The sequence below is a fragment of the Mesorhizobium sp. M0898 genome (genome assembly GCF_040319695.1).
GTDB lineage: Bacteria > Pseudomonadota > Alphaproteobacteria > Rhizobiales > Rhizobiaceae > Mesorhizobium.
On the sequence record NZ_JAMYOE010000014.1, the window covers coordinates 1 to 20,247 of the forward strand.

Consider the following 20,247-nt stretch of genomic DNA (forward strand, 5'->3'; position numbering starts at 1 on the left):
GTTCGCCGACATGAACCCGAACGTGTCGTGCGAACCGACGACTGCTGTCAGCCAGTAAGCAGCCGAGCCAGGCGGCGCCAACGCCGCCTGGCCGAATGTGGGAGCAGGCCCCAAAGAGGTCGGGATAGCGGAACTTTCGGGACGCCGGCGCGCTTTAGTGTCCCGAAGGAGACACCGCATGAGCGCCACCAAAGAGTTCTTTCAAACGTGGCTGCAGGAGAATGTCGGCAATTTGCCGGCCGAGAGCGAGGTGAGCGTCGCCGTTCTGGCGCAGCAATTCGAGCAGGACGCCGACGCTGCCGGCTATGGCCACGAGGTTCGCGAAGACGAACTCGGCAATATCCAGGAGGCGATCGAGGCAGCCCTGAAGAAGGCGAGGACAGGCGAAGAGCCGCAGGCTGCCGACGACAATGAGCTGGCGCCGGTCATGGAGGCGCTGGAGGTCGAGGATCCGAAGAGCGGACCGTAGCGGTTGCGGCTCTTCCCTTCCACGCTACATGACCGGGCATAATGGATGCCAAACACCTCACACTCGGCGTCGTGATCGGCGTGGCTATCGGCGTCGTGTTGGACAACATTGTTGCGGGCATCGGTATAGGTATTGCTCTGGGCATTGCCTTCGGCCTTGCCCGGAAGTCGTCCGGCCGGAAGTGACCAGCAGAACATGTCCTGCCCGGTTTTGCCGCCCAGAGGTGCGGCGGTTGCCGCACCGCCGATGCCGAATGGCTACGCCGCCAGCGCTGTTTCCGCCAGCTTCACCCAATAGCTCATGCCGTGCGGGATGACCTCGTCGTTGAAGTCGTAGGCTGGGTTGTGCAGGCCGGCGGTATCGCCGTTGCCGATGAAGATGAAGGCGCCCGGCCGCGCTTCAAGCATGTAGGAGAAATCCTCGCCGCCCATCACCGGCTGGATGGCGCGGTGCACATGGCTGTCGCCGGCGACGTCGGCCGCGATGTCGCTGGCAAAGACCGTCTCTTCCGGATGGTTGAAGGTGACGGGGTAATTGGCATTGTAATCAACCTCGATTGTCGCGCCGAAGGCAGCGCCCAGGCCTTGGCAAAGTGCGCGGATGCGCTCCTCTGCCTTCTTGGCGACTTCCTTCTTCAGCGTGCGTACGGTGCCGGCGATCTCGGCGGTCTCGGGAATGACGTTATAGGCGTCGCCGGCATGGAATTTCGTCACCGAGACGACCACCGCCTCGACCGGATCTGTGCTGCGCGAGGCGATCGTCTGCAATGCGCCGACGAGTTGGCTGGTGATGACGATCGGATCGATGGTGCCGTGCGGCATCGCCGCGTGGCCGCCCCGGCCCTTGACGGTGATGGTGAATTCGGCGGTCGCCGCCATGATCGGGCCCGGCCTGATGGCGAACTGGCCGACCGGCAGGCCCGGCATGTTGTGCATGCCGAAAACCTTGGAGATACCGAAGCGCTCCATCATACCGTCCTTGACCATCTCGTTGCCGCCGCCGCCGCCTTCTTCGGCCGGCTGGAAGATGACCGCGACGGAGCCGGCGAAATTGCGCGTTTCGGCGAGGTATTTGGCGGCACCCAACAACATAGCGGTGTGGCCGTCATGGCCGCAGGCGTGCATCTTGCCGGGGACGGTCGAGGCATAGGATTTGCCGGTGATCTCGTTGAGCGGCAGGGCATCCATGTCGGCGCGCAGGCCGATGGTCGACCCTTCGCCGTGGCGGCCGCGGATGATGCCGACGACGCCGGTCTTGCCCAAACCCGTCACGATATCGTCGCAGCCGAAAGCCTTCAGCTTCTCGGTGACGAAAGCGGCGGTCTTGAAGACGTCGAAATTCAGCTCCGGCGTCTGGTGCAAATGGCGGCGCCAGCCGGCCACCTCGTCCTGCATTTCGGCGGCTCGGTTCAGGATCGGCATGATGGTTCCATTTCGCTGTTGGAGCAGGCGGTCTTGGCCTGCTGCTTTGCAATTGTGCCTGCTGCCTTGCAACCATGCACGCTGCTTTGCATTGTGCTGCTGCTTCCACGTTGTGATCGGCAGCACTTTGCCATGTTGACGTCACATAGAGTAAATAGCACCGCGACTGTGGTCCGGGAACAGAGGGCCGGACCATTATCCTGGCGATCGTGTAACGAAATCTTACGGAGCCAGGTGCGACTGCGGCAAGAGGCTATTTCGGTTTTCATGATGCGCTACAGGCATTTCCTCAGACTGTTGGTGGCGGGCACGGTGGTGCTTGCGTCGCTGGCCGGGCCTGCCTTGGCCAATCCGACAATCCTGTTCGACCTGAACAGCGGCAAGATCCTGCAGCACCAGGAGGCGTTCAGGCGCTGGTACCCGGCGTCGCTGACCAAGCTGATGACCGCCTATGTGGCGTTTCGGGCGATTGCCGCGGGCGAGGTCCAGCTCGATTCGCCGATCAAGGTAACGAAACATTCTGCCGGCGAGCCGCCGAGCAAGATGGGCTTCAAGCCGGGCTCGGTGATGCGGTTGGACAATGCGCTGAAGATGATGCTGGTCAAATCGGCCAATGATATCGCCATGGCGGTCGGCGAGAATATCGGCGGTTCGCAAGCGGGTTTCGCCGAACGCATGAACGCCGAGGCGCAGAGGCTCGGCATGAGCGGGTCCAATTTCGTCAATCCGAACGGGCTCTATTCGCCGGACCAGTATACGACAGCGCGCGATCTCGCTTTGCTGGTGATGGCGATTCGCAAGGAATTTCCGCAATATGCCCCCTGGTTCTCGATCGAAGGCCTTGCCGTCGGCAAGAAGGCGATCTCCAACTACAACCTGCTGATCGGCCGCTATCCGGGTGCCGACGGCATGAAGACGGGTTTCGTCTGCTCGTCCGGTTTCAACATGATCGGCTCGGCGACCCGCAACGGCCGCACCCTGGTCGCCGTGGTGCTCGGCGAACGATCGGCAGTCACCCGCGCCGAGGCGGCGGCAAAACTGCTCGACCAGGGTTTTGCAACCCCGGCGCCGAGCTGGCTGACGGTCGCGGCGCTGCCCGCCTATGGCGACACCATGTCGGCCAACGACATGAATGACGAAATCTGCAAGAAGAAGCCGGTCGAGGAGCAGTCGGAGGCCGCCCCCGCGGTCGGCGACAAGGGCAAGGACGTGCCGAAATCGCCCTATCAGGAAAAGCTCGACCATGTGCCGACGCTGATCGCCGTCGGCCTCGGCGGCGCCACGGGGCCGAAGCCGAAGGCGATGGTCGACGCTTCCGGGCAGGAATATGCCGACGTGCCGCTGCCGACATGGCGGCCGGACCGGGCGGCGCCGGCCGGCGCCGAGCCAATTGTGGCCGGATCCGCCACCGCCGCGCAGGTCCAGCAGCCGGCCAAGGCGCTGAACTAGCCGCATGGCCGGCTTCCCGATCCCCGTTTCGGTGCTCACCGGCTTTCTCGGTGCCGGCAAGACGACGCTGCTCAACCGGCTGCTCCGAGATCCGGAGCTCGCCGACACCGCCGTCATCATCAACGAGTTCGGCGAGGTGGCGATCGACCATCTCCTGGTCGAGCAGGCCTCCGACGGCATCATCCAGCTCTCCGACGGCTGCCTCTGCTGCACGGTGCGCGGCGAGCTGGTCGACACGCTGGCCGACCTCGTCGACCGGCTGCAGACCGGCCGCATCGACCGGCTTGCCCGCGTCATCGTCGAAACCACCGGGCTCGCCGATCCCGCCCCCGTACTGCAGTCGATCATGGCACACCCGGCCCTGGTCCAGGCCTTCCGGCTCGACGGCGTCATCACCCTGGTCGATGCCGTCAACGGCAATGCGACGCTCGATGCGCATGTCGAGGCGGTGAAGCAGGTGGCCGTCGCCGATCGCATCGTGCTCAGCAAGGCCGACCTGACCACGGATGCAGGCGATGTCGAGGCGTTGCGGGCGCGGCTCAGGCAGCTCAACCCGGGCGCCGTGGTGCTCGACGCGGGCGAGGCAAGCACCGCGACCCTGTTCGATAGCGGCCTCTACAATCCGGCCACCAAATCCGTCGATGTGCAGCGTTGGCTGGGCGAACAAGCCGGCCACGACCATGACCACGGCGGGCATGACCACGGCGGGCATGACCATGCCGACCATGATCACCATGACCACAGGCACGATTCCCGCGTGCGTTCGTATTCGCTGGTTCATGACGGGCCGGTGCCGTTTTCGGCAATCGAGATGTTCCTCGATCTGTTGCGCTCGGCGCATGGCGAGCGCCTTTTGCGGATGAAAGGCGTCATCGAGCTTGCAGAAGACCGGTCGCGGCCGCTGGTTATCCATGGCGTGCAGAAGATCCTGCATCCGCCGGTGCAACTGCCGGCCTGGCCGGACAGCCAGCGCGGCACCAGGCTGGTGCTGATCACGCTCGACATGCCCGAAGACTATGTCCGGCGGCTGTTCGCCGCCTTCACCAACCGGCCGTCGATCGACACGCCGGATCGCGCAGCACTGGAAAGCAACCCGCTGGCTATTGCCGGATCGTGATCTCCCCCCTTGAGGGGGAGATGTCGCCGAAGGCGACAGAGGGGGTCGCCTCGGCTGGCGCGACCCCCTGTGGGACGAAAGAAAAGGTTGGCGCTTCACGCGCGGCAACCCCCTCTGGCCTGCCGGCCATCTCCCCCTCAAGGGGGGAGATTATCCCGCTCAGCCGCTTTCGCCAGAACGAGCTAAGTCGAGACTCAGCCGATCCCGCGCTCGACCAGGAAGCGGTGGCCGCCTGCCATCGTCGTCGTTTCGATCAGCCGATGGCCGCTCTCGGCGCAGAAGGCGGGAATGTCGATGACGGCGAGCGGGTCGGTGGTTTCGAGCCACAGGCGGCTGCCCGGCTGCATTGCGGCCAGGCGCTTTTTTGCCTTGAGCACGGGCAACGGGCAGTTCAAGCCTTTGAGGTCGTAGACGGCGGCGGGGCTGGTTGAGGGCCTGTCTTCCTGGCCCCCATCTTCCTGTTCAAGCATGAACCTCAGCCGCCAAACATGCCGAGCAGTTTCTTCTTCAGCCTTGTCGCCGTGCTTTCGGCGTCCGCAGCCTGCGTTTCGGCGACCGGAACGGCCTCCGCGGATGGCGCGACGGTTGCGGTCGCGACAGGCGCTTCGGCCGCCGACTTGGCAGCATCCTTTTCGGCCAATGCCTGCGCCTTGGCTGCCTCTTTCGCTGCCTTCGCCGCTTCTATCGCGGCAAGCCGCTGTTCCTCGGCCTTCTGCTTGGCAGCCTTTTCGGCGTCGAGCGCTGCCATCTTGCGGCCCGCCGGCGAATCGATGCGGCCCATGCGCGCCGTTTCGGCCACCGTGCCGTCCGGGTTGAGCGAGGGCGGCTCGATCGGAACGCGTTCGCCGCGGGCACGCCGCTTCGACCAGTCGGAAACGATGCTGGCTTCCTTGATCCCGGCGATGGTTGGCTTGGGCGCCGGCACGCTGGCCTTTATGGCGCCGTTGAAGGCCGCCTCATAGGTGCTTTGATAGGCGTTGATGGCGCTCTTCAGCGAATCGGGCTGGGTGGTCGGAGGGCAAGGGCCGGTCGGATTGAAGGTCGAGCCGTCGGCCGCAACCTGGTTGAACACGTAGCGCTTCTCGCAGACGTCGACTTTCGGCGGCACCTTGGTGACCTCGAAATTGTCGTAGCCAACCTTCAGCATCTTCCAGAATTCGTAGTTCGGGTCGTTGCGATAGCGCGCCATGTTGGCGGCGGTCATGCGGAACGGAAAAGCCTGGATCTGAAACTCGGTCTGGCCGCCCTGGAAGGCGTCGCGGCCGAAAGCGTAGATCTGCTCGATCTGGGCGTCGGTCATCGAATAGCAGCCGGACGACGAGCAGGCGCCATGGACCATCAGGTTGGAACCGGTGCGGCCATTGGCGCGGTCATAGGCGTTCGGGTAGCCGATATTGAAGGACAGGTGGTAATTCGACCGCGGGTTCATCTGTGCCGGGCGGACCGTGTAAAAGCCTTCCGGTGCCTGGCGGTCGCCTTCGGTGAATTTCGGGCCGAGCTTGCCCGACCATTTGCAGATGTCGTAGCTGGCGACCAGGTCGTAGCGGCCGTTGGTCTTGGCCTTCCAGATTTCGAGCTTGCCTTCTTCCTTGAAGATGCGCGCCATCACCGAGGAGGTGCGGATCATGCCCTTGGCTTTCATCTCGGCCAGGATCTTGTCCGGCAGCGGCTTGTTGGCTTGCGGCGCAAAATCCTTCATCGAAGCGTCATTGCAGCCGGCGACGCCGATCGCAGCGATCAGAACTCCGGTCCGGGCAAGCTTGGCAAACATGGATATGGCTATCGTCTTCATCTCTGCGCCGCGGATGCCGCAGCTGCTAAACCGACCGCTGACGGACCTTAAGCCCGTTAACCTTGAAAATTCCTTACCGCAAGCATGCGGCGCGTCCCCTTACGTTAAGCTCACTGAGCCGAATGCAGCGGCATTTTTGTGGCGAAACTGGTTCACGCCGCCACATTTCAGGCCGCGTGCCTGCGTTGGTTACAGATTGCGGCCCATCGCCAGGTATTTCTCGCGGCGATGCTCGCGGAAGTCGGTGTTGGCGCCGGAGAATTCCTTCATCGTCCTGGCGATGAGGTCGCCGGTGGCGGCGATCACCGTTTCGGGGGCGCGATGGGCACCGCCGAGCGGCTCGGCGATGATGGCGTCGATGATCTTCAGCTCCAGCAGGTCCTGCGCCGTGATCTTCATATTGGTCGCAGCATCCTTGGACCGCGTGGTATCGCGCCACAGGATCGAGGCGGCGCCCTCCGGCGAGATCACCGAATAGATGGCGTGTTCGAGCATGTAGACGCGGTTGGCGGTGGCGATCGCTATAGCGCCGCCCGAGCCGCCTTCGCCGATCACCACCGAGATCGACGGCACCTTCAGGCCAAGGCAGGCCGAGGTCGAGCGGGCGATGGCTTCCGCCTGGCCGCGCTCTTCGGCGTTGACGCCGGGATAGGCGCCGGCCGTGTCGACCAGCGTCAGCAGCGGGATCTGGAAGCGGTCGGCGAGTTCCATCAGCCGCACCGCCTTGCGGTAGCCCTCCGGCCGCACCGAGCCGAAATTATGCTTCAGCCGGCTTGCCGTATCGGAACCCTTCTCCTGGCCGATGATCGCCACCGGCTCGCCGCGAAAGCGGGCGAAGCCGCCGACGATCGCCTGGTCCTCGCCGAAATTGCGGTCGCCGGCAAGCGGCGTGAAATCGGTAAGCAGGCCCTTGATGTAGTCGATGCAATGCGGCCTGTCCGGATGGCGCGCCACCTGCACCTTCTGCCATGGCGTCAGCGCCTTGTAGGCGTCGCGCAGCGCATCGCGCGAGCGCTTCTCGAGACGTGCGATCTCATCGCCGACGTCGACCGCCTCGCCGTTCTCGGCAAGCTTCTTCAGCTCAAGGATCTTGCCTTCGAGATCCTGCACAGGCTTTTCGAAATCGAGGTAATTGTACATTCTTGGGCGAACCGGCAAGTCGGAAGGCAATGACTGACGCAAGCCCGAAAATGCAGGCTGGGCGCGGTGGAGCGTCGTTCTCACATAGCGACATGACGCCTAGTCGGCAAGCGGATGATGATCGTTGACCAGACGCACCAGCCGCTCCTCCAGCACATGCGTGTAGATCTGCGTCGTTGAAATATCGGCATGGCCGAGCAGCTGCTGCACGGCCCTGAGATCGGCGCCGTTCTGCAAGAGATGGCTGGCGAAAGCATGTCGCAGCACATGCGGCGATATCTTCGCCGCGGCAATGCCGGCCCGTGCGGCAAGCGCTTTCAGCTCGCGGGCAAAGACCTGTCTCGAGAGATAGCCGCTGTCGGCGGCGGCCGGAAACAGGAACGGGCTGTCGGCAAGAGCCGGCACCGCCGCCCGGGCGGCAAGCCAGGTCCGCATCGCCGTGCGCGCCTTGGCCGACAGCGGCACCATGCGCTCCTTGTTGCCCTTGCCGCGCACCATGAAGAAGCGGTCGTCGCGCTGCGCCACCGTCACGGGAAGGCCGACCAGCTCCGAAACGCGCAAGCCGGTGGCGTAGAGCACCTCGACCAGCGCGTGCAGGCGCAGCGCCGCCAGCCTGTCGGCGCCATGCATGGAGGCCTCCTGCGCGGCGCGGTCGAGCAGCCGGCCGGTATCGGCTTCGCTCATCGTCTTCGGCAGCGGCCGGCCCTTCCTCGGGCTGTCCAGCGTGCCGGTCGGATCGTCGCCGCGCAGGCCCTCGGCATAGAGAAACTTGAAGAACTGCCGGATCGCCGACAATTTGCGCGCCTGCGAGGTGGCGGCAAAGCCGCGCGCGGCGATGTCGTCGAGATAGGCACGGATGTCGGCGCTGGTGGCAGCGGCAAGCCCACCGCCGATCCCGGCGGAAGCGTCTTCGAGGTCGCGGCGATAGGAGGAAAGCGTGTTTTCGGCGGCGCCGCGCTCGGCGCTCATCATCTCCAGGAAGGCTTCGATGCGAGCGGCGCTGTTCATTTTTTGGGATTGAGCTTTTCCGGAGGGATACGCACGCTCATTTCCGCCTTCCTCGGCTCGACGAACATGACCAGGGCGAACATCGCGCCATAGACAATGCCGGCCAGAATCGCGAGCGTCACGACAAAGCGAAACAGTGTTGGCATTAATTTTCGCCCGTCGTCTTATTCTGCATTTCCAACCCTGTGCCCTTATGAGACGCCAATCCGGCCAATTCAAGGGTGAAGCCCATAGTCCCGGTTGCGCCGCGCTTGACGCAAACAGGCTTTTGATGTCGATACGCCGCCAAAGAGGCCCTAGAAGCATGAACGCGCTACCAGCAAATCCTCCGGGCGAGAGCCATGCCGCGCTGCTCGGCCGGCTGGGCGGCCGTTCCATCGTCTTTGTCGGGCTGATGGGCGCCGGCAAGACGGCGATCGGCCGCAAGGTGGCGGCGATGCTGGCACTGCCCTTCATCGACAGCGACCAGGAGATCGAAAGCGTCTCGCGCATGAGCGTCCCGGACCTGTTCGAGCGCTATGGCGAGGCGGAGTTCCGGGCACTGGAGCAGCGCGTCATCCTGCGTGTGCTGGAGCACGGGCCGCAGGTGCTGTCGACCGGCGGCGGTGCCTTCATGAACGCGCAGACGCGCGAGGCGATCGCCAGCCATGGCGTTTCGGTTTGGCTGAAGGCCGAGATCGACCTGTTGATGGAGCGCGTTTCCAAGAAACAGAACCGGCCGCTGCTGAAAAGCGCCGATCCGCGCGCCGTGCTTGAACGGCTGATGGCGGAACGCTACCCGGTTTATGCCGCGGCCGATGTCGTCGTGCCGACCCGCGACGACCGCAAGGAGATCATTGCCGCCGAAGTGGTGGACGCGCTGCGCGGCCATCTTGGCGTTGCCGGCATCGACGAGGTGCGGTCGTGAGCGCTGATGCAACGGTCACTGTCGAAGTCGGGCTTGGCGAGCGTGCCTACGACATTTTGATCGGCCCCGGCCTGCTGTCACGCGCCGGCGCCGAGATCTCGCGCCGTCTGCCGGGAACGCGGGCGGCGGTCGTCACCGACGAAAACGTCGCTAGCGCGCATCTCGCAGCGCTTGCGGCCGGCCTGGCAAGCGGTGGCATCCAACATGCCGTCATCACGCTGCCGCCAGGCGAAAAGACCAAGAGCTTTGCGCATCTCGAGGAGGTGGTCGACGGCGTGCTGGCCGCCAAGCTGGAGCGCGGCGATGTCGTCATCGCGCTCGGCGGCGGCGTCATCGGCGACCTGGCCGGCTTCGCCGCCGGCATCGCGCGGCGCGGCATGAACTTTGTGCAGGTTCCGACCTCGCTGCTGGCGCAGGTCGATTCCTCCGTCGGCGGCAAGACCGGCATCAACAGCAAGCGCGGCAAGAACCTCGTCGGGGTATTCCACCAGCCGAAGCTGGTGCTGGCCGACACCGAAGTGCTCGACACGCTGCCGATCCGCGAGTTTCGCGCCGGCTATGCCGAACTGGCCAAATATGGGCTGATCGACCGGCCCGAGTTTTTCGCCTGGCTGGAAGAAAACTGGCGTCAAGTGTTTGCCGGCGGGCCGGAGCGGGCTGCGGCCATCGCCGAGGCCTGTCGTTCCAAGGCCGACGTCGTTGCCCGCGACGAGTTCGAGACCGGCGACCGCGCGTTGCTCAATCTCGGCCACACCTTCGGTCATGCGCTGGAGGCGGCGACCGGCTATGACGGCGCAAGGCTCGTACATGGCGAGGGCGTCGCCATCGGCATGGCGCTGGCGCACCGCTTTTCGTCAAGGCTCAATTTGGCGAGCCCCGACGACGCGGCGCGTGTCGAGGCGCATCTTCGCGCCGTCGGTCTGCCCTGGCGCATGGCCGACATTCCAGGCGAACTGCCCGACGCCGAGACGCTGTTCTCCTTCATCACCCAGGACAAGAAGGTGTCGCGCGGCGCGCTGACCTTCATCCTGACGCGCGGCATCGGCCAGGCCTTTATCGCCAGGGATGTGCCGGCCTCGGAAGTGCTGGCTTTCCTCCGGGAGAACCATCCGGGTCGGCAGGAAAGCCGCCCGGGATGAGCCAGGCCGGCTGGATCGCGGCTGCCGTGCTCGCCGGCCTCGGCCTGCTGGGCTTCGTCCTGCGCCGGCACCTGCTCGCCGCCTTCGGCTACGAGCTGCAGCGCATCGAGCCGCAGCGCTCGGCGCGCGAGGAACTGCGCGGCGCCGTCGACGATTTCCGTCGCGACGGCCAGGTGGTGCGCGAGGACCGCGCCCGCATCGGCGGCCTGTTCGACCTCGAGGAGCTCGAAGTGTCGGACGTCATGGTCCACCGCACCAATATGCGCTCGGTCAACGCCGACGACCCGCCCGAAGCGGTGGTTCGCGAGATCCTGCAGAGCCCGCACACCCGCATGCCGTTGTGGAAGGGTTCGCTCGACAACATTGTCGGCGTGCTGCACGCGAAGGATCTGCTGCGCGCGCTGAACGAGGTCGGCAACGATTTTTCCAGGATCGACGTGATGAAGATCGCGTCGAAACCGTGGTTCGTGCCCGACACCACGACGCTTCAGGAGCAGCTCAATGCCTTCCTGCGCCGCAAGGCGCATTTCGCCATCGTCGTCGACGAATATGGCGAGGTCGAAGGGCTGGTGACGCTGGAGGACATCATCGAGGAGATCGTCGGCGAGATCGCCGACGAGCACGACATCGACATCCAGGGTGTCAAGCAGGAGGCCGACGGCTCCGTCGTCGTCGACGGCACGGTGCCGATCCGCGACCTTAATCGGGCGCTCGACTGGAACCTGCCGGACGAGGAAGCCACCACCATCGCCGGCCTTGTCATCCACGAGGCGCAGTCGATCCCGGACGAAAAGCAGGCCTTTACGTTTCACGGCAAGCGCTTCGTCGTCATGAAGCGCGACAAGAACCGTATCGCGCGGCTGAGGATCAAGCCGGCGATGCTTGGAGAATGACAGTGCGCACCTTGTGGCAGCCGTGGCAGTCAGGCGTTGATGAAGATCGATCGGCGAAGCCTGCTTCTGGCGTCGATGGCGGCGCTGCTGCCGGGACAGGCTGCGGCGGCATTGCGGCTGCGTTCGCCGTCGCCCGAAACCTTCCACTATGGGCCGGCCAAGCTCGACATTTATTCCCGCGACGGCGCAAGCGGCCTGCCGGTCGTCTTTTTCGTCCATGGCGGCGCCTGGCGAGTCGGCAACCGCGGCAACGTCAATGCCAAGCCGCAATTCCTGCTCGACAATGGCTTCTGCTTCGTCTCGATCGACTACCGGATGCTGCCCAAGGCCGACGTCGCCACCCAGGCGGCAGATGTCGAACTGGCCTATCGTTACGTCCGCGCCAACATCGCCAGGCATGGCGGCGATCCGGACCGGATCGTCGCCATGGGCCATTCGGCCGGCTGCCATCTCGTCACATTGACCGGGCTGCGCGGCGGCCTGCCCGGCGTCGCGGCGCTGGTTCTCGACGACACCAGGGCCTACGATCTGGAGGCGCTGGCCAGAAGCGGCGGCATGGCAGGGGTCTATGCCCGCGCCTTTCCCGATCCGGCGCAGTGGCGCGCGCTGTCGCCTGTCACCTACGTCGAAGGCCGCAAGCACCCGCCGACCTTCATCGCCCATTCGCGCGCGAAAGCCCGCGCGGCGGATGCGCAGGCCTTCGCCGGGCGTCTGCGCGCCACCGGAACCAGGGTCACGCTGTTCGACGGCAGCGCCTATTCGCACATGTCGATCAATCGCGACTTCGGCACCGAGGGCGATGCATTGACCGCCGCGGTGATGGCTTTCCTGAGGGCGAGCCTCGGCTGAAATTACCAGCGGGTCTTTTCGCCGGGCGCCGCCGGCTCGATCGCCAGGGCGTGCACGCCGGATTTCAATTCCTCGGCCAGCAATGTGTTGACGGCGCGGTGACGTTCGACGCGGCTCATGCCGGCAAAGGCTGGCGCGACGATGCGGACGCGAAAATGCGTCTCGCCGGTGCCGTCGAAGGTGGCGTGATGGCCGGAATCCACATGATGATGCCCGGCATGGAGATGGCTTTCGTTGATGACGGCCAGCCGTTCCGGCGAAAACGCCTTTTTCAGCTTGTCTTCCATCGTTGCCTGTATGGACATCGCCGCTTCCCTTCACCACATCTATGTCATCGCACAAAATTCGCAATTCGCCGGTTTTATGCCGCGATTCAGCGGTTAGGGCGATCATCGCGAAAATGTCAATTCTTGTTTCGCATCCGCGAACAGCCCATAAATGGGTGAGATGAAGCCGTACCCAAAATATTTCGAGAAGATTCGTATCCGCCCGGAGAAGGACGCGGAGCTGAAGTCGCGTTCGCCGATCTGCCAGTGGGATGGCTGCAAGGAGGCCGGTACCCACCGTGCCCCGGTCGGACGGATGAAGGAAGGCGAGTATTTCCAGTTCTGCTTCGACCATGTGCGCGAGTACAACAAAGGCTTCAATTATTTCTCGGGCGTTCCCGACACCGAGATCGCCCGCTTCCAGAAGGAAGCCATGACCGGCCACCGGCCGACCTGGAAAATGGGCGTCAACGGCGCATCGACCCGCTCCTCGCCGGACTTTGCCCAGGCGCGCTCCGGTCGCGCCGGCTACTACAATCGCATGCGCGATCCGTTCGACCTGTTCAAAGGCCCGAAGGACCCGCGCGAAGCACGCGAGCGCAAGGCCAAGCCGCTTGAGGCCAAGGCACTGGAAACGCTTGGCCTTGATACAAAGGCAACTGGCAAGGATATCAAGGCGCGCTATAAGGAACTTGTGAAACGCCACCATCCGGATGCGAATGGCGGCGACAGAGGTTCGGAAGACCGGTTCCGCGATGTGCTCCAGGCGTATCGCGTGCTCAAGCAGGCAGGTTTGTGCTGAGCGACCTTACGGTTCGTGTCGTTTTCCAACTTTCATAAGGTTGGAAAAGGCTCTAAGACCGCCCCCGAACAAAATCGATTGCCGGCGAAACGCGGCGTTTCGCTTGTGGAGACGTTGATAGAGATGAACAAGGTCGATCGCGACATCGCCAACCTGCCCGACACCACGGTGTCGGTGAAGGAGACATTCGGCTTCGACTCCAAGATGGTGGTGCCGGCCTATGCGGTGACGAGCGAGCATGTCCCCGACATCGACCCGGACTACCTGTTCGACAAGAACACGACCATGGCGATCCTCGCCGGCTTTGCCTACAACCGTCGGGTCATGGTGTCGGGCTATCACGGGACCGGCAAGTCGACGCATATCGAGCAGGTCGCCGCCCGGCTCAACTGGCCTTGCGTGCGCGTCAACCTCGACAGCCATGTCAGCCGTATCGACCTCGTCGGCAAGGACGCCATCGTCGTCAAGGACGGGCTGCAGATCACCGAGTTCCGCGACGGCATCCTGCCCTGGGCCTACCAGCACAATGTCGCGCTGTGCTTCGACGAGTACGATGCCGGCCGCCCGGACGTGATGTTCGTCATCCAGCGCGTGCTGGAATCGTCGGGCAGGCTGACGCTGCTCGACCAGAGCCGGGTGATCCGCCCGCACCCGGCGTTCCGGCTGTTTTCGACCGCCAACACGGTTGGGCTGGGCGACACCACCGGCCTCTATCATGGCACCCAGCAGATCAACCAGGCGCAGATGGACCGCTGGTCGATCGTCACCACGCTGAACTATTTGCCGCACGACAATGAAGTGAACATCGTGCTGGCCAAGGCCAAGCATTACCGCGACGGCAAGGGCAAGGAGATCGTCAACAAGATGGTGCGTGTCGCCGACATGACGCGCTCGGCCTTCATCAACGGCGATCTGTCGACGGTGATGAGCCCGCGTACGGTTATCACCTGGGCCGAGAATGCCGAGATCTTCGGCAATATCGGCATGGCGTTCCGGCTGACCTTCCTCAACAAATGCGACGAGCTCGAACGCTCGCTGGTGGCCGAGTTCTACCAACGCGCCTTTGGCGAGGATCTGCCGGAATCGGCTGCCAATGTGGTGCTGGGCTAAGCAGAGTCTCGATGGCGGGTCCGGGCGACAATACGCGAAACAAATCCAAGACCGGCGCTGAGAACGACAGCTTCAAGCGCGCGGTTACCGTCTGCATGCGCGCCATCGCCGGCGACAAGGATCTCGAGGTCGGCTTCGCCAAGGATCGGCCGGCACTGGCCGGCAGCCGCGCCCGGCTGCCGGAACTGCCGAAGAAGGCATCGAAGGCGGACATCGCCATCACCCGCGGGCTCGGCGATTCCATGGCGCTGAAGCGCGCCTGCCACGATGCGCGCATCCACACCAGGCTGGCCCCGGAAGGCAAACAGGCCCGCGCCATCTATGACGCGGTAGAGCAGGCCCGGGTGGAGGCGATCGGCAGCCGCGCCATGCAGGGCGTCGCCGACAATATCGGCTCGATGCTCGAGGACAAATACGCCAGGGCCAACCTCGTCGACGTCAAGGACAAGGCCGACGCGCCGATCGAGGAAGCGCTGGCGCTGATGGTGCGCGAAAAGCTGACCGGCCGCACTGTGCCGAAGAGCGGCGAACGGCTGGTCGATCTCTGGCGCCCCTGGGTCGAGGAAAAAGCCAGTGCCGATCTGGACGGGCTGTCGGCAAAGCTCGACGACCAGCAGGCGTTCGCCCGCGTCGTGCGCGAGATGCTCGCCTCCATGGAAATGGCGGAGGAGCTCGGCGACGACCAGGAGACGGAAGACTCCGAGGACAACGACGAAAACCAGCCGCAAGGCGAGGAGCAGAGCGAGGAGGGCGGCGAAGACGATTCGGGCTCCGAGCAGTCGCAGTCCGAGGATACCGAGGCATCGTCGGACGACGAGCAATCGGCCGAGACGGAAGCCTCCGACGCCACCGCCGAGGATCTCTCCGACGACGACGACGCCGATGCGGAGACGCCCGGCGAGGCGCGCCGCAACGACAATCCCTTCACCAATCTGCCGAAAGAGATCGACTACAAGGTCTTCACCACGGCCTTCGACGAGACCGTTGGTGCAGAGGAACTGTGCGAGGAGGAGGAGCTCGACCGGCTGCGCGCCTTCCTCGACAAGCAGCTCGCCAACCTTTCCGGCGTCGTCGGGCGGCTGGCCAACCGGCTGCAGCGCCGCCTGATGGCGCAGCAGAACCGCTCCTGGGATTTCGACCTCGAAGAAGGCTATCTCGATCCGGCACGGCTGGTGCGCGTCGTCATCGACCCGATGCAGCCGCTGTCCTTCAAGCAGGAGCGCGATACCAAATTCCGCGACACGGTGGTGTCGCTGGTGCTCGACAATTCGGGTTCAATGCGCGGCCGGCCGATCACGGTCGCCGCGACCTGCGCCGACATCCTGGCGCGCACGCTGGAACGCTGCGGCGTCTCGGTCGAAATCCTCGGCTTCACCACCCGCGCCTGGAAGGGCGGGCAGGCGCGCGAGAAATGGCTGAAGGAAGGCAAACCGCCGAACCCCGGCCGGCTCAACGATCTGCGCCACATCATCTACAAATCCGCCGACCATCCGTGGCGGCGGGCGCGCCGCAATCTCGGCCTGATGATGCGCGAGGGCCTGCTCAAGGAAAACATCGACGGCGAGGCGCTGCTGTGGGCGCACAACCGGCTGATCGCGCGGCCGGAGCAGCGCAAGATCCTGATGATGATCTCCGACGGGGCGCCGGTCGACGATTCGACGCTGTCGGTCAACCCCGGCAATTATCTCGAGCGGCATCTGCGGGCCATCATCGAACTCATCGAGACGCGCTCTCCGGTCGAGCTTTTGGCCATCGGCATCGGCCACGACGTCACCCGCTACTATCGCCGCGCCGTCACCATCGTCGATGCCGAAGAACTGGCCGGCGCCATGACCGAGCAGCTGGCCTCGCTGTTCGCCGAGGAAACCGTGCGGGACACGCGGCGCGGCGGCATGCGGCACGCCGGATGATTTTTTCCCGCGGCGGCTTTTGGCAGAAGCTTTTGGCCGCCAGTGCGTTGTTAGGCATCAGTTTGGCGCCGGCTATCGCTGCCGGCCTGGCCTCGGTCGAGCCGGCCGAAATCTCGGCACGGCCGATCAGCGAATTCCATATCGGCCGGCCGGACAAACAGTTCGGGCCGCTCGAATTCGTCGGCGGGCTCGAAATGACCTCGTCGACGCGCGATTTCGGCGCGCTGTCGGCGCTTCGGTTCCTCAAGCCCGGCAGCGATTTCATCGGCGTTGCCGACACCGGCTTCTGGTTCTTCGGCACCCTCGTCCACGATGCCGAGAAGCGGCCTTCCGGCATCCAGAATTTTCGCATGCAGCAGATGGTCGATGCGGCCGGCCAGCCGATCGACGCGAAATGGGCGGTCGATGCCGAAGGCCTCGCGGTCAAGGACGGTATTGCCACGGTCGGTTTCGAGGGCGATCACCGTATCGCAGAGTTCAAGATCGATCCGGACGGCATGAAGGTGCCGTTCAGGCAATTGGACTTCCTGATCCCAGCCTGGGAACTTCGCCGCAATCGCGGCTTTGAGACCGTCACCCGCGCCAGTCCCAACGGGCAGCACGCGGGCGGACTGGTCGTGGTGTCGGAAAAGAGCCTCGACAAGGCCGGCAACATCTTTGCCGCGATCATCGAAGGGCCGCACAAGGGCGTCTTCACCGTCAAGCGCAATGGCGATTTCGACATCACCGACGGCGCCTTCCTGCCGGACGGCGACCTGTTGCTTCTGGAGCGCAGTTTTTCGATGGCCGGCGGCGTCAAGATGCGGCTGCGGCGCATCTATGGCGAAAGCGTCGAGAAGGGCGCCGTCGCCGACGGGCCGGTGCTGCTCGAAGCCGACATGGGCTACCAGATCGACAACATGGAAGCGCTCGACGTCTGGACCCGCGACGATGGCGCGCTGATCGTGTCGCTGATGTCCGATGACAACCACTCGATCCTGCAGCGCAATCTTTACCTGGAATTTGTGCTGCACGAGGATTGACGCGCGACAGGCCTGCTGGCCGACAGCATCGCTGGCATTTCCGCGCCGTTTTGCAGCGCAGGCAATTTCCCCTGGCAATGACCCGCGTCGCGGGTTTTCCAGCCGGCTCTCACCATCCGAAAAAATACTTTAGTCGTGACTTGACAATTTGCGTCATCGGCGAAATACTCAAGTCCATGCTTAAGTATTCCGAGATCGACAGTATCCTGCGGGCTCTTGCCGAGCCGACGCGCCGGGCAATCCTGGAAAGGCTGAGCCGCGGGCCAGCCACCGTCAGCCAGTTGGCGGAGCCGTTCGGCATGACCTTCGCTGCCGTACTCCAGCATCTCCAGGCGCTGGAAGCGTGCGGGCTGATCCGCAGCGAGAAGGTCGGACGCGTGCGCACCTGCCGGATCGAGCCCGGCGGGCTAGCCCCGCTCGCCGACTGGATCGCCGCGCGCCGTACACCGGCCGAACGCCAGCTCGACCGTCTCGGCCAGATCCTGGCGGAGACTGACCAACCGGACGCAACACCCCACGACCAGGAAAAGGACGAAAAGAAATGAACCAGATTGCCCCCGTGAACGACCAGTCCGTCATCCATTCAAGCTTCACGATCGAGCGGACCTACCCGCAATCGCGCGAACGCGTCTTCCTCGCCTTTGCCGACAAGGCGACGGTGCGGCGTTGGCGCGTCGAAGGCGACGGCTTCACCATCGCCGAATTCACCTTCGATTTCCGTGTCGGCGGCAGCGAGGTTTCGCGGTTCAGCTACCAGGGCGGCCCGGAGATCAGGCTCGATGCGCAGTTCCAGGACATCGTCCCTGACCGGCGCATCGTATTTTCATACCGGATGGCGGTCGGGCCGCAGCCGCTGTCGGCGTCGCTCACCACGGTCGAGCTTGCACCTTCCGGCGAGGGCACCCGCCTGACCTATACCGAACAGGGTGCGTTCTTCGATGGCGTCGATTCAGCGCAAGGGCGCGAGGAGGGCACACGCGGGCTGCTGCAGGCGCTCGCCGCCGAGCTTCAGAAGGCGAAGTAGAGGTTCGCGGGTGTACCGGGCGGCGTCCACCAAGGCCCGCCCGGATTGCGAGATGGCCTATTGCCCCTTGCTCGCGAACCAGACGATGTGACGGACGCCGCGCTTGCCGTGAGCCCGCACCTTGACCTCCTCGACCGTGAAGCCGGCCTTCTTGAGCCTTCGGGTGAAACCTGCGTCAGGGCCCTGCGACCAGACCGCCAGCACACCGCCGGGCTTGAGAGCTGCTCTCGCGCTGATCAGGCCGGCTGCGCTGTAGAGCGCATCGTTGGCCTTGTAGACGATGCCCTCGGGGCCGTTGTCGACATCGAGCAGGATCGCGTCCCAGGTCGATGCTTGCGAACGGATGAGCTGACCGACATCGGTCTCACGAATGCTGACGCGCCGGTCGTCAAGGCAGCCGCCGAACAGCTCGGCCATCGGGCCGCGGGCCCAAATCACGACTGCCGGCACCAGTTCGGCAACGGCGACCTGCGCATCGTCGCCGAGCTCGGCCAGCGCCGCGCGCAAGGTAAAGCCCATGCCGAGGCCGCCGATCAGGATGTTCGGGGTCCGGCGGCCGGCAATCCTTTGGCAGGACAGTTTCGCCAGCGCCTCTTCGGAACCGCTGAGCCGGCTGTTCATCAGCTCGTTGGCGCCAAGCATGATCGAGAATTCGCCGCCGCGCCGCTTCAGGCGGAGTTCCTGTCCGCCGTCAGGCGTTTTTGCCGAGTCCAGTTGAAGCCAGGGGATCATGCTCGATAGTCTTTGAGCATGATCTTGTCCGAAAACCGGTTCCCACTTTTCGCTAACGCGGACCTTTGGTTCGGGATCATGCTGCCAGTGCCGGTTGGCTCCAGCGGGCGGCAAGCAGCCGGTAGGGGATCAGCGCCACCACCGCTATGACCAGCTTGACGCCGAGATCGCCGAGCGCCCAGGAAATCCAGCGCATCGTCTCGACCGGCAGCACGCCCATCAGCGGCGCGGTTTCCAGCGCAAAGCCGTCGTTGGGCCCGGCGAAGGCGAACGCCGCCGCGAAGGCGACGGTGAAAAACACCACCGTATCGAAAACGGAGCCGACCAGCGTGCCGACGATCGGCGCGCGCCACCAGCTCTGCCGGCGCAGCCGGTTGAATACGGTGACGTCGAGCAACTGCGCGGTGAGGAAGGCGGCGCCCGAGGCAGCGGCAATGCGCACCAGCCGGTCGGCGGCGGTCTCGAATTCGATCAGGCCGTGGCGAAACAGCAGCGGTGGGATGACGATCGAGCAGATCACCGCTGTCATGAAGCCGACAAAGACGATCCTGCGCGCCACCGCCGGCCCATAGCGGCGGTTGGCGAGATCGGTGACCAGGAAGGAGAACGGATAGGTGAAGGCGCCCCAGGTCAGGATGTCGGCCAGCGACAGCCCGCCGATTGAACCTTGCATCGGGAACTGCACGAGGATGTTCGAGGCCACGACGACGAGCGCCATGGCCGCCACGAAGGGCAGGTACCGCGAGAGGAAAATCATTTTTTTATCCTGGGTAATGGAACCAGCGGAACGCGATCCGGAGTTCGGACCACGCCCTGGAAGGCGGCTGCCGCCGAAAAACTCAGGCGGCCGGCTGCTCGGCGATCTTCTTGGCGATCTGCTTCTTCAACAGGCGGGCGCGCTGCGACAATTCCTTGGCATCGGCCTTGGCCAGGAAGGCGTCGAGGCCGCCGCGATGCTCGACCGAACGCAATGCGTTGGCCGAAATGCGCAGGCGCACGTTCTGGTTCAGCGCTTCCGAGATCAGCGTCACATTGACGAGATTGGGCAGGAAGCGACGCTTGGTCTTGTTGTTGGCGTGGCTCACATTGTTGCCGGACATGACTGCCTTGGCAGTGAGTTCGCAGGTGCGGGACATGGTTCTAACCTTCGGTTCTCGGTCCTGGCCAAACATTCGACCCGCGCCGGGTGGCGCGCGG

The 20,247-nt window shown here is 64.4% G+C and carries 24 protein-coding genes; 14 read left to right on the top strand and 10 right to left on the bottom strand.

The window, feature by feature from the left end; all coding sequences use genetic code 11:
• The first annotated feature begins 178 nt into the window (after positions 1-178).
• Together NKH90_RS16600 and NKH90_RS16605 are read left to right on the top strand one after the other, a co-directional pair.
• Positions 179-469 (top strand): hypothetical protein, encoded by a 291-nt coding sequence (locus NKH90_RS16600; RefSeq protein WP_352471460.1) that lies wholly within the window; start codon positions 179-181, stop codon positions 467-469.
• Between the two features lie 41 nt (positions 470-510).
• A complete protein-coding gene (locus tag NKH90_RS16605) occupies positions 511-654 on the top strand; it encodes a glycine zipper domain-containing protein (protein WP_198023575.1) in 144 nt (47 codons plus the stop codon).
• A 72-nt stretch (positions 655-726) separates the two neighbouring features.
• Here NKH90_RS16605 and NKH90_RS16610 read toward each other — a convergent pair whose 3' ends face one another.
• Positions 727-1,890 carry a M20 aminoacylase family protein gene (locus tag NKH90_RS16610; RefSeq protein WP_352451192.1) on the bottom strand — a complete coding sequence of 388 codons (1,164 nt, stop codon included), beginning with the start codon at positions 1,888-1,890 and terminating at the stop codon, positions 727-729.
• Between the two features lie 270 nt (positions 1,891-2,160).
• Between NKH90_RS16610 and NKH90_RS16615 the strand changes: the two genes are divergently transcribed.
• On the top strand, positions 2,161-3,339 hold the full coding sequence (locus NKH90_RS16615) for a D-alanyl-D-alanine carboxypeptidase family protein (protein WP_352820143.1): 1,179 nt from the start codon (positions 2,161-2,163) through the stop codon (positions 3,337-3,339).
• Between the two features lie 4 nt (positions 3,340-3,343).
• Positions 3,344-4,456, top strand: coding sequence for a CobW family GTP-binding protein (locus tag NKH90_RS16620; protein ID WP_352820090.1), 1,113 nt, complete (start codon positions 3,344-3,346; stop codon positions 4,454-4,456).
• Between the two features lie 194 nt (positions 4,457-4,650).
• Here NKH90_RS16620 and NKH90_RS16625 read toward each other — a convergent pair whose 3' ends face one another.
• The 5 genes from NKH90_RS16625 to NKH90_RS16645 form a co-directional block, all read right to left on the bottom strand.
• On the bottom strand, positions 4,651-4,926 hold the full coding sequence (locus tag NKH90_RS16625; RefSeq protein WP_352616109.1) for a sulfurtransferase TusA family protein: 276 nt from the start codon (positions 4,924-4,926) through the stop codon (positions 4,651-4,653).
• 5 nt (positions 4,927-4,931) lie between these two features.
• A complete protein-coding gene (locus NKH90_RS16630) occupies positions 4,932-6,227 on the bottom strand; it encodes a L,D-transpeptidase family protein (RefSeq protein WP_352820145.1) in 1,296 nt (431 codons plus the stop codon).
• 210 nt (positions 6,228-6,437) lie between these two features.
• On the bottom strand, positions 6,438-7,388 hold the full coding sequence (locus NKH90_RS16635) for an acetyl-CoA carboxylase carboxyltransferase subunit alpha (protein WP_352471457.1): 951 nt from the start codon (positions 7,386-7,388) through the stop codon (positions 6,438-6,440).
• Positions 7,389-7,487: 99 nt separating this feature from the next.
• Positions 7,488-8,396, bottom strand: coding sequence for a site-specific tyrosine recombinase XerD (locus tag NKH90_RS16640; RefSeq protein WP_352540217.1), 909 nt, complete (start codon positions 8,394-8,396; stop codon positions 7,488-7,490).
• Positions 8,393-8,542, bottom strand: coding sequence for a hypothetical protein (locus NKH90_RS16645; protein ID WP_023677884.1), 150 nt, complete (start codon positions 8,540-8,542; stop codon positions 8,393-8,395). Before NKH90_RS16645 ends, NKH90_RS16640 begins: the two co-directional genes overlap by 4 nt.
• Before the next feature lie 158 nt (positions 8,543-8,700).
• On the opposite strand from NKH90_RS16645, the gene NKH90_RS16650 reads away from it, so the two are divergent.
• Genes NKH90_RS16650 through NKH90_RS16665 form a run of 4 tightly spaced genes read left to right on the top strand, consistent with a single transcriptional unit; the run spans position 8,701 to position 12,184 of the window.
• A complete protein-coding gene (locus NKH90_RS16650) occupies positions 8,701-9,303 on the top strand; it encodes a shikimate kinase (protein WP_352471455.1) in 603 nt (200 codons plus the stop codon).
• Positions 9,300-10,442 (top strand): 3-dehydroquinate synthase, encoded by a 1,143-nt coding sequence (gene aroB, locus NKH90_RS16655; RefSeq protein WP_352820091.1) that lies wholly within the window; start codon positions 9,300-9,302, stop codon positions 10,440-10,442. Before NKH90_RS16650 ends, aroB begins: the two co-directional genes overlap by 4 nt.
• Positions 10,439-11,335 carry an HlyC/CorC family transporter gene (locus tag NKH90_RS16660; RefSeq protein ID WP_352476244.1) on the top strand — a complete coding sequence of 299 codons (897 nt, stop codon included), beginning with the start codon at positions 10,439-10,441 and terminating at the stop codon, positions 11,333-11,335. Before aroB ends, NKH90_RS16660 begins: the two co-directional genes overlap by 4 nt.
• Before the next feature lie 39 nt (positions 11,336-11,374).
• Positions 11,375-12,184, top strand: coding sequence for an alpha/beta hydrolase (locus NKH90_RS16665; RefSeq protein ID WP_352820092.1), 810 nt, complete (start codon positions 11,375-11,377; stop codon positions 12,182-12,184).
• 2 nt (positions 12,185-12,186) lie between these two features.
• On the opposite strand, the gene NKH90_RS16670 is transcribed toward NKH90_RS16665, so the two are convergent.
• Positions 12,187-12,489, bottom strand: a complete 303-nt coding sequence (locus NKH90_RS16670; RefSeq protein WP_352471452.1) for a BolA family protein — start codon at positions 12,487-12,489, stop codon at positions 12,187-12,189.
• A 133-nt stretch (positions 12,490-12,622) separates the two neighbouring features.
• On the opposite strand from NKH90_RS16670, the gene NKH90_RS16675 reads away from it, so the two are divergent.
• From NKH90_RS16675 to NKH90_RS16700, 6 genes are all read left to right on the top strand, one after another.
• Positions 12,623-13,252 (top strand): J domain-containing protein, encoded by a 630-nt coding sequence (locus NKH90_RS16675; RefSeq protein ID WP_036238769.1) that lies wholly within the window; start codon positions 12,623-12,625, stop codon positions 13,250-13,252.
• A 123-nt stretch (positions 13,253-13,375) separates the two neighbouring features.
• A complete protein-coding gene (gene cobS / locus NKH90_RS16680) occupies positions 13,376-14,362 on the top strand; it encodes a cobaltochelatase subunit CobS (protein WP_352451201.1) in 987 nt (328 codons plus the stop codon).
• 11 nt (positions 14,363-14,373) lie between these two features.
• Positions 14,374-16,272 carry a cobaltochelatase subunit CobT gene (gene cobT, locus NKH90_RS16685; protein WP_352820093.1) on the top strand — a complete coding sequence of 633 codons (1,899 nt, stop codon included), beginning with the start codon at positions 14,374-14,376 and terminating at the stop codon, positions 16,270-16,272.
• A complete protein-coding gene (locus tag NKH90_RS16690) occupies positions 16,269-17,294 on the top strand; it encodes an esterase-like activity of phytase family protein (protein WP_352820094.1) in 1,026 nt (341 codons plus the stop codon). The genes cobT and NKH90_RS16690 overlap by 4 nt, the downstream gene beginning before the upstream one ends.
• A gap of 176 nt (positions 17,295-17,470) precedes the next feature.
• On the top strand, positions 17,471-17,839 hold the full coding sequence (locus tag NKH90_RS16695) for an ArsR/SmtB family transcription factor (RefSeq protein ID WP_352540338.1): 369 nt from the start codon (positions 17,471-17,473) through the stop codon (positions 17,837-17,839).
• A complete protein-coding gene (locus NKH90_RS16700) occupies positions 17,836-18,318 on the top strand; it encodes an SRPBCC family protein (protein WP_352820095.1) in 483 nt (160 codons plus the stop codon). The genes NKH90_RS16695 and NKH90_RS16700 overlap by 4 nt, the downstream gene beginning before the upstream one ends.
• Before the next feature lie 57 nt (positions 18,319-18,375).
• On the opposite strand, the gene NKH90_RS16705 is transcribed toward NKH90_RS16700, so the two are convergent.
• The 3 genes from NKH90_RS16705 to rpmB all read right to left on the bottom strand — a co-directional run bounded on the left by NKH90_RS16705 (position 18,376) and on the right by rpmB (position 20,186).
• A complete protein-coding gene (locus NKH90_RS16705) occupies positions 18,376-19,050 on the bottom strand; it encodes a spermidine synthase (protein ID WP_352820096.1) in 675 nt (224 codons plus the stop codon).
• A 76-nt stretch (positions 19,051-19,126) separates the two neighbouring features.
• Positions 19,127-19,807 (bottom strand): queuosine precursor transporter, encoded by a 681-nt coding sequence (locus NKH90_RS16710; RefSeq protein WP_352505074.1) that lies wholly within the window; start codon positions 19,805-19,807, stop codon positions 19,127-19,129.
• A gap of 82 nt (positions 19,808-19,889) precedes the next feature.
• Positions 19,890-20,186, bottom strand: a complete 297-nt coding sequence (gene rpmB / locus NKH90_RS16715) for a 50S ribosomal protein L28 (protein WP_352505075.1) — start codon at positions 20,184-20,186, stop codon at positions 19,890-19,892.
• Positions 20,187-20,247: the final 61 nt, after the last annotated feature.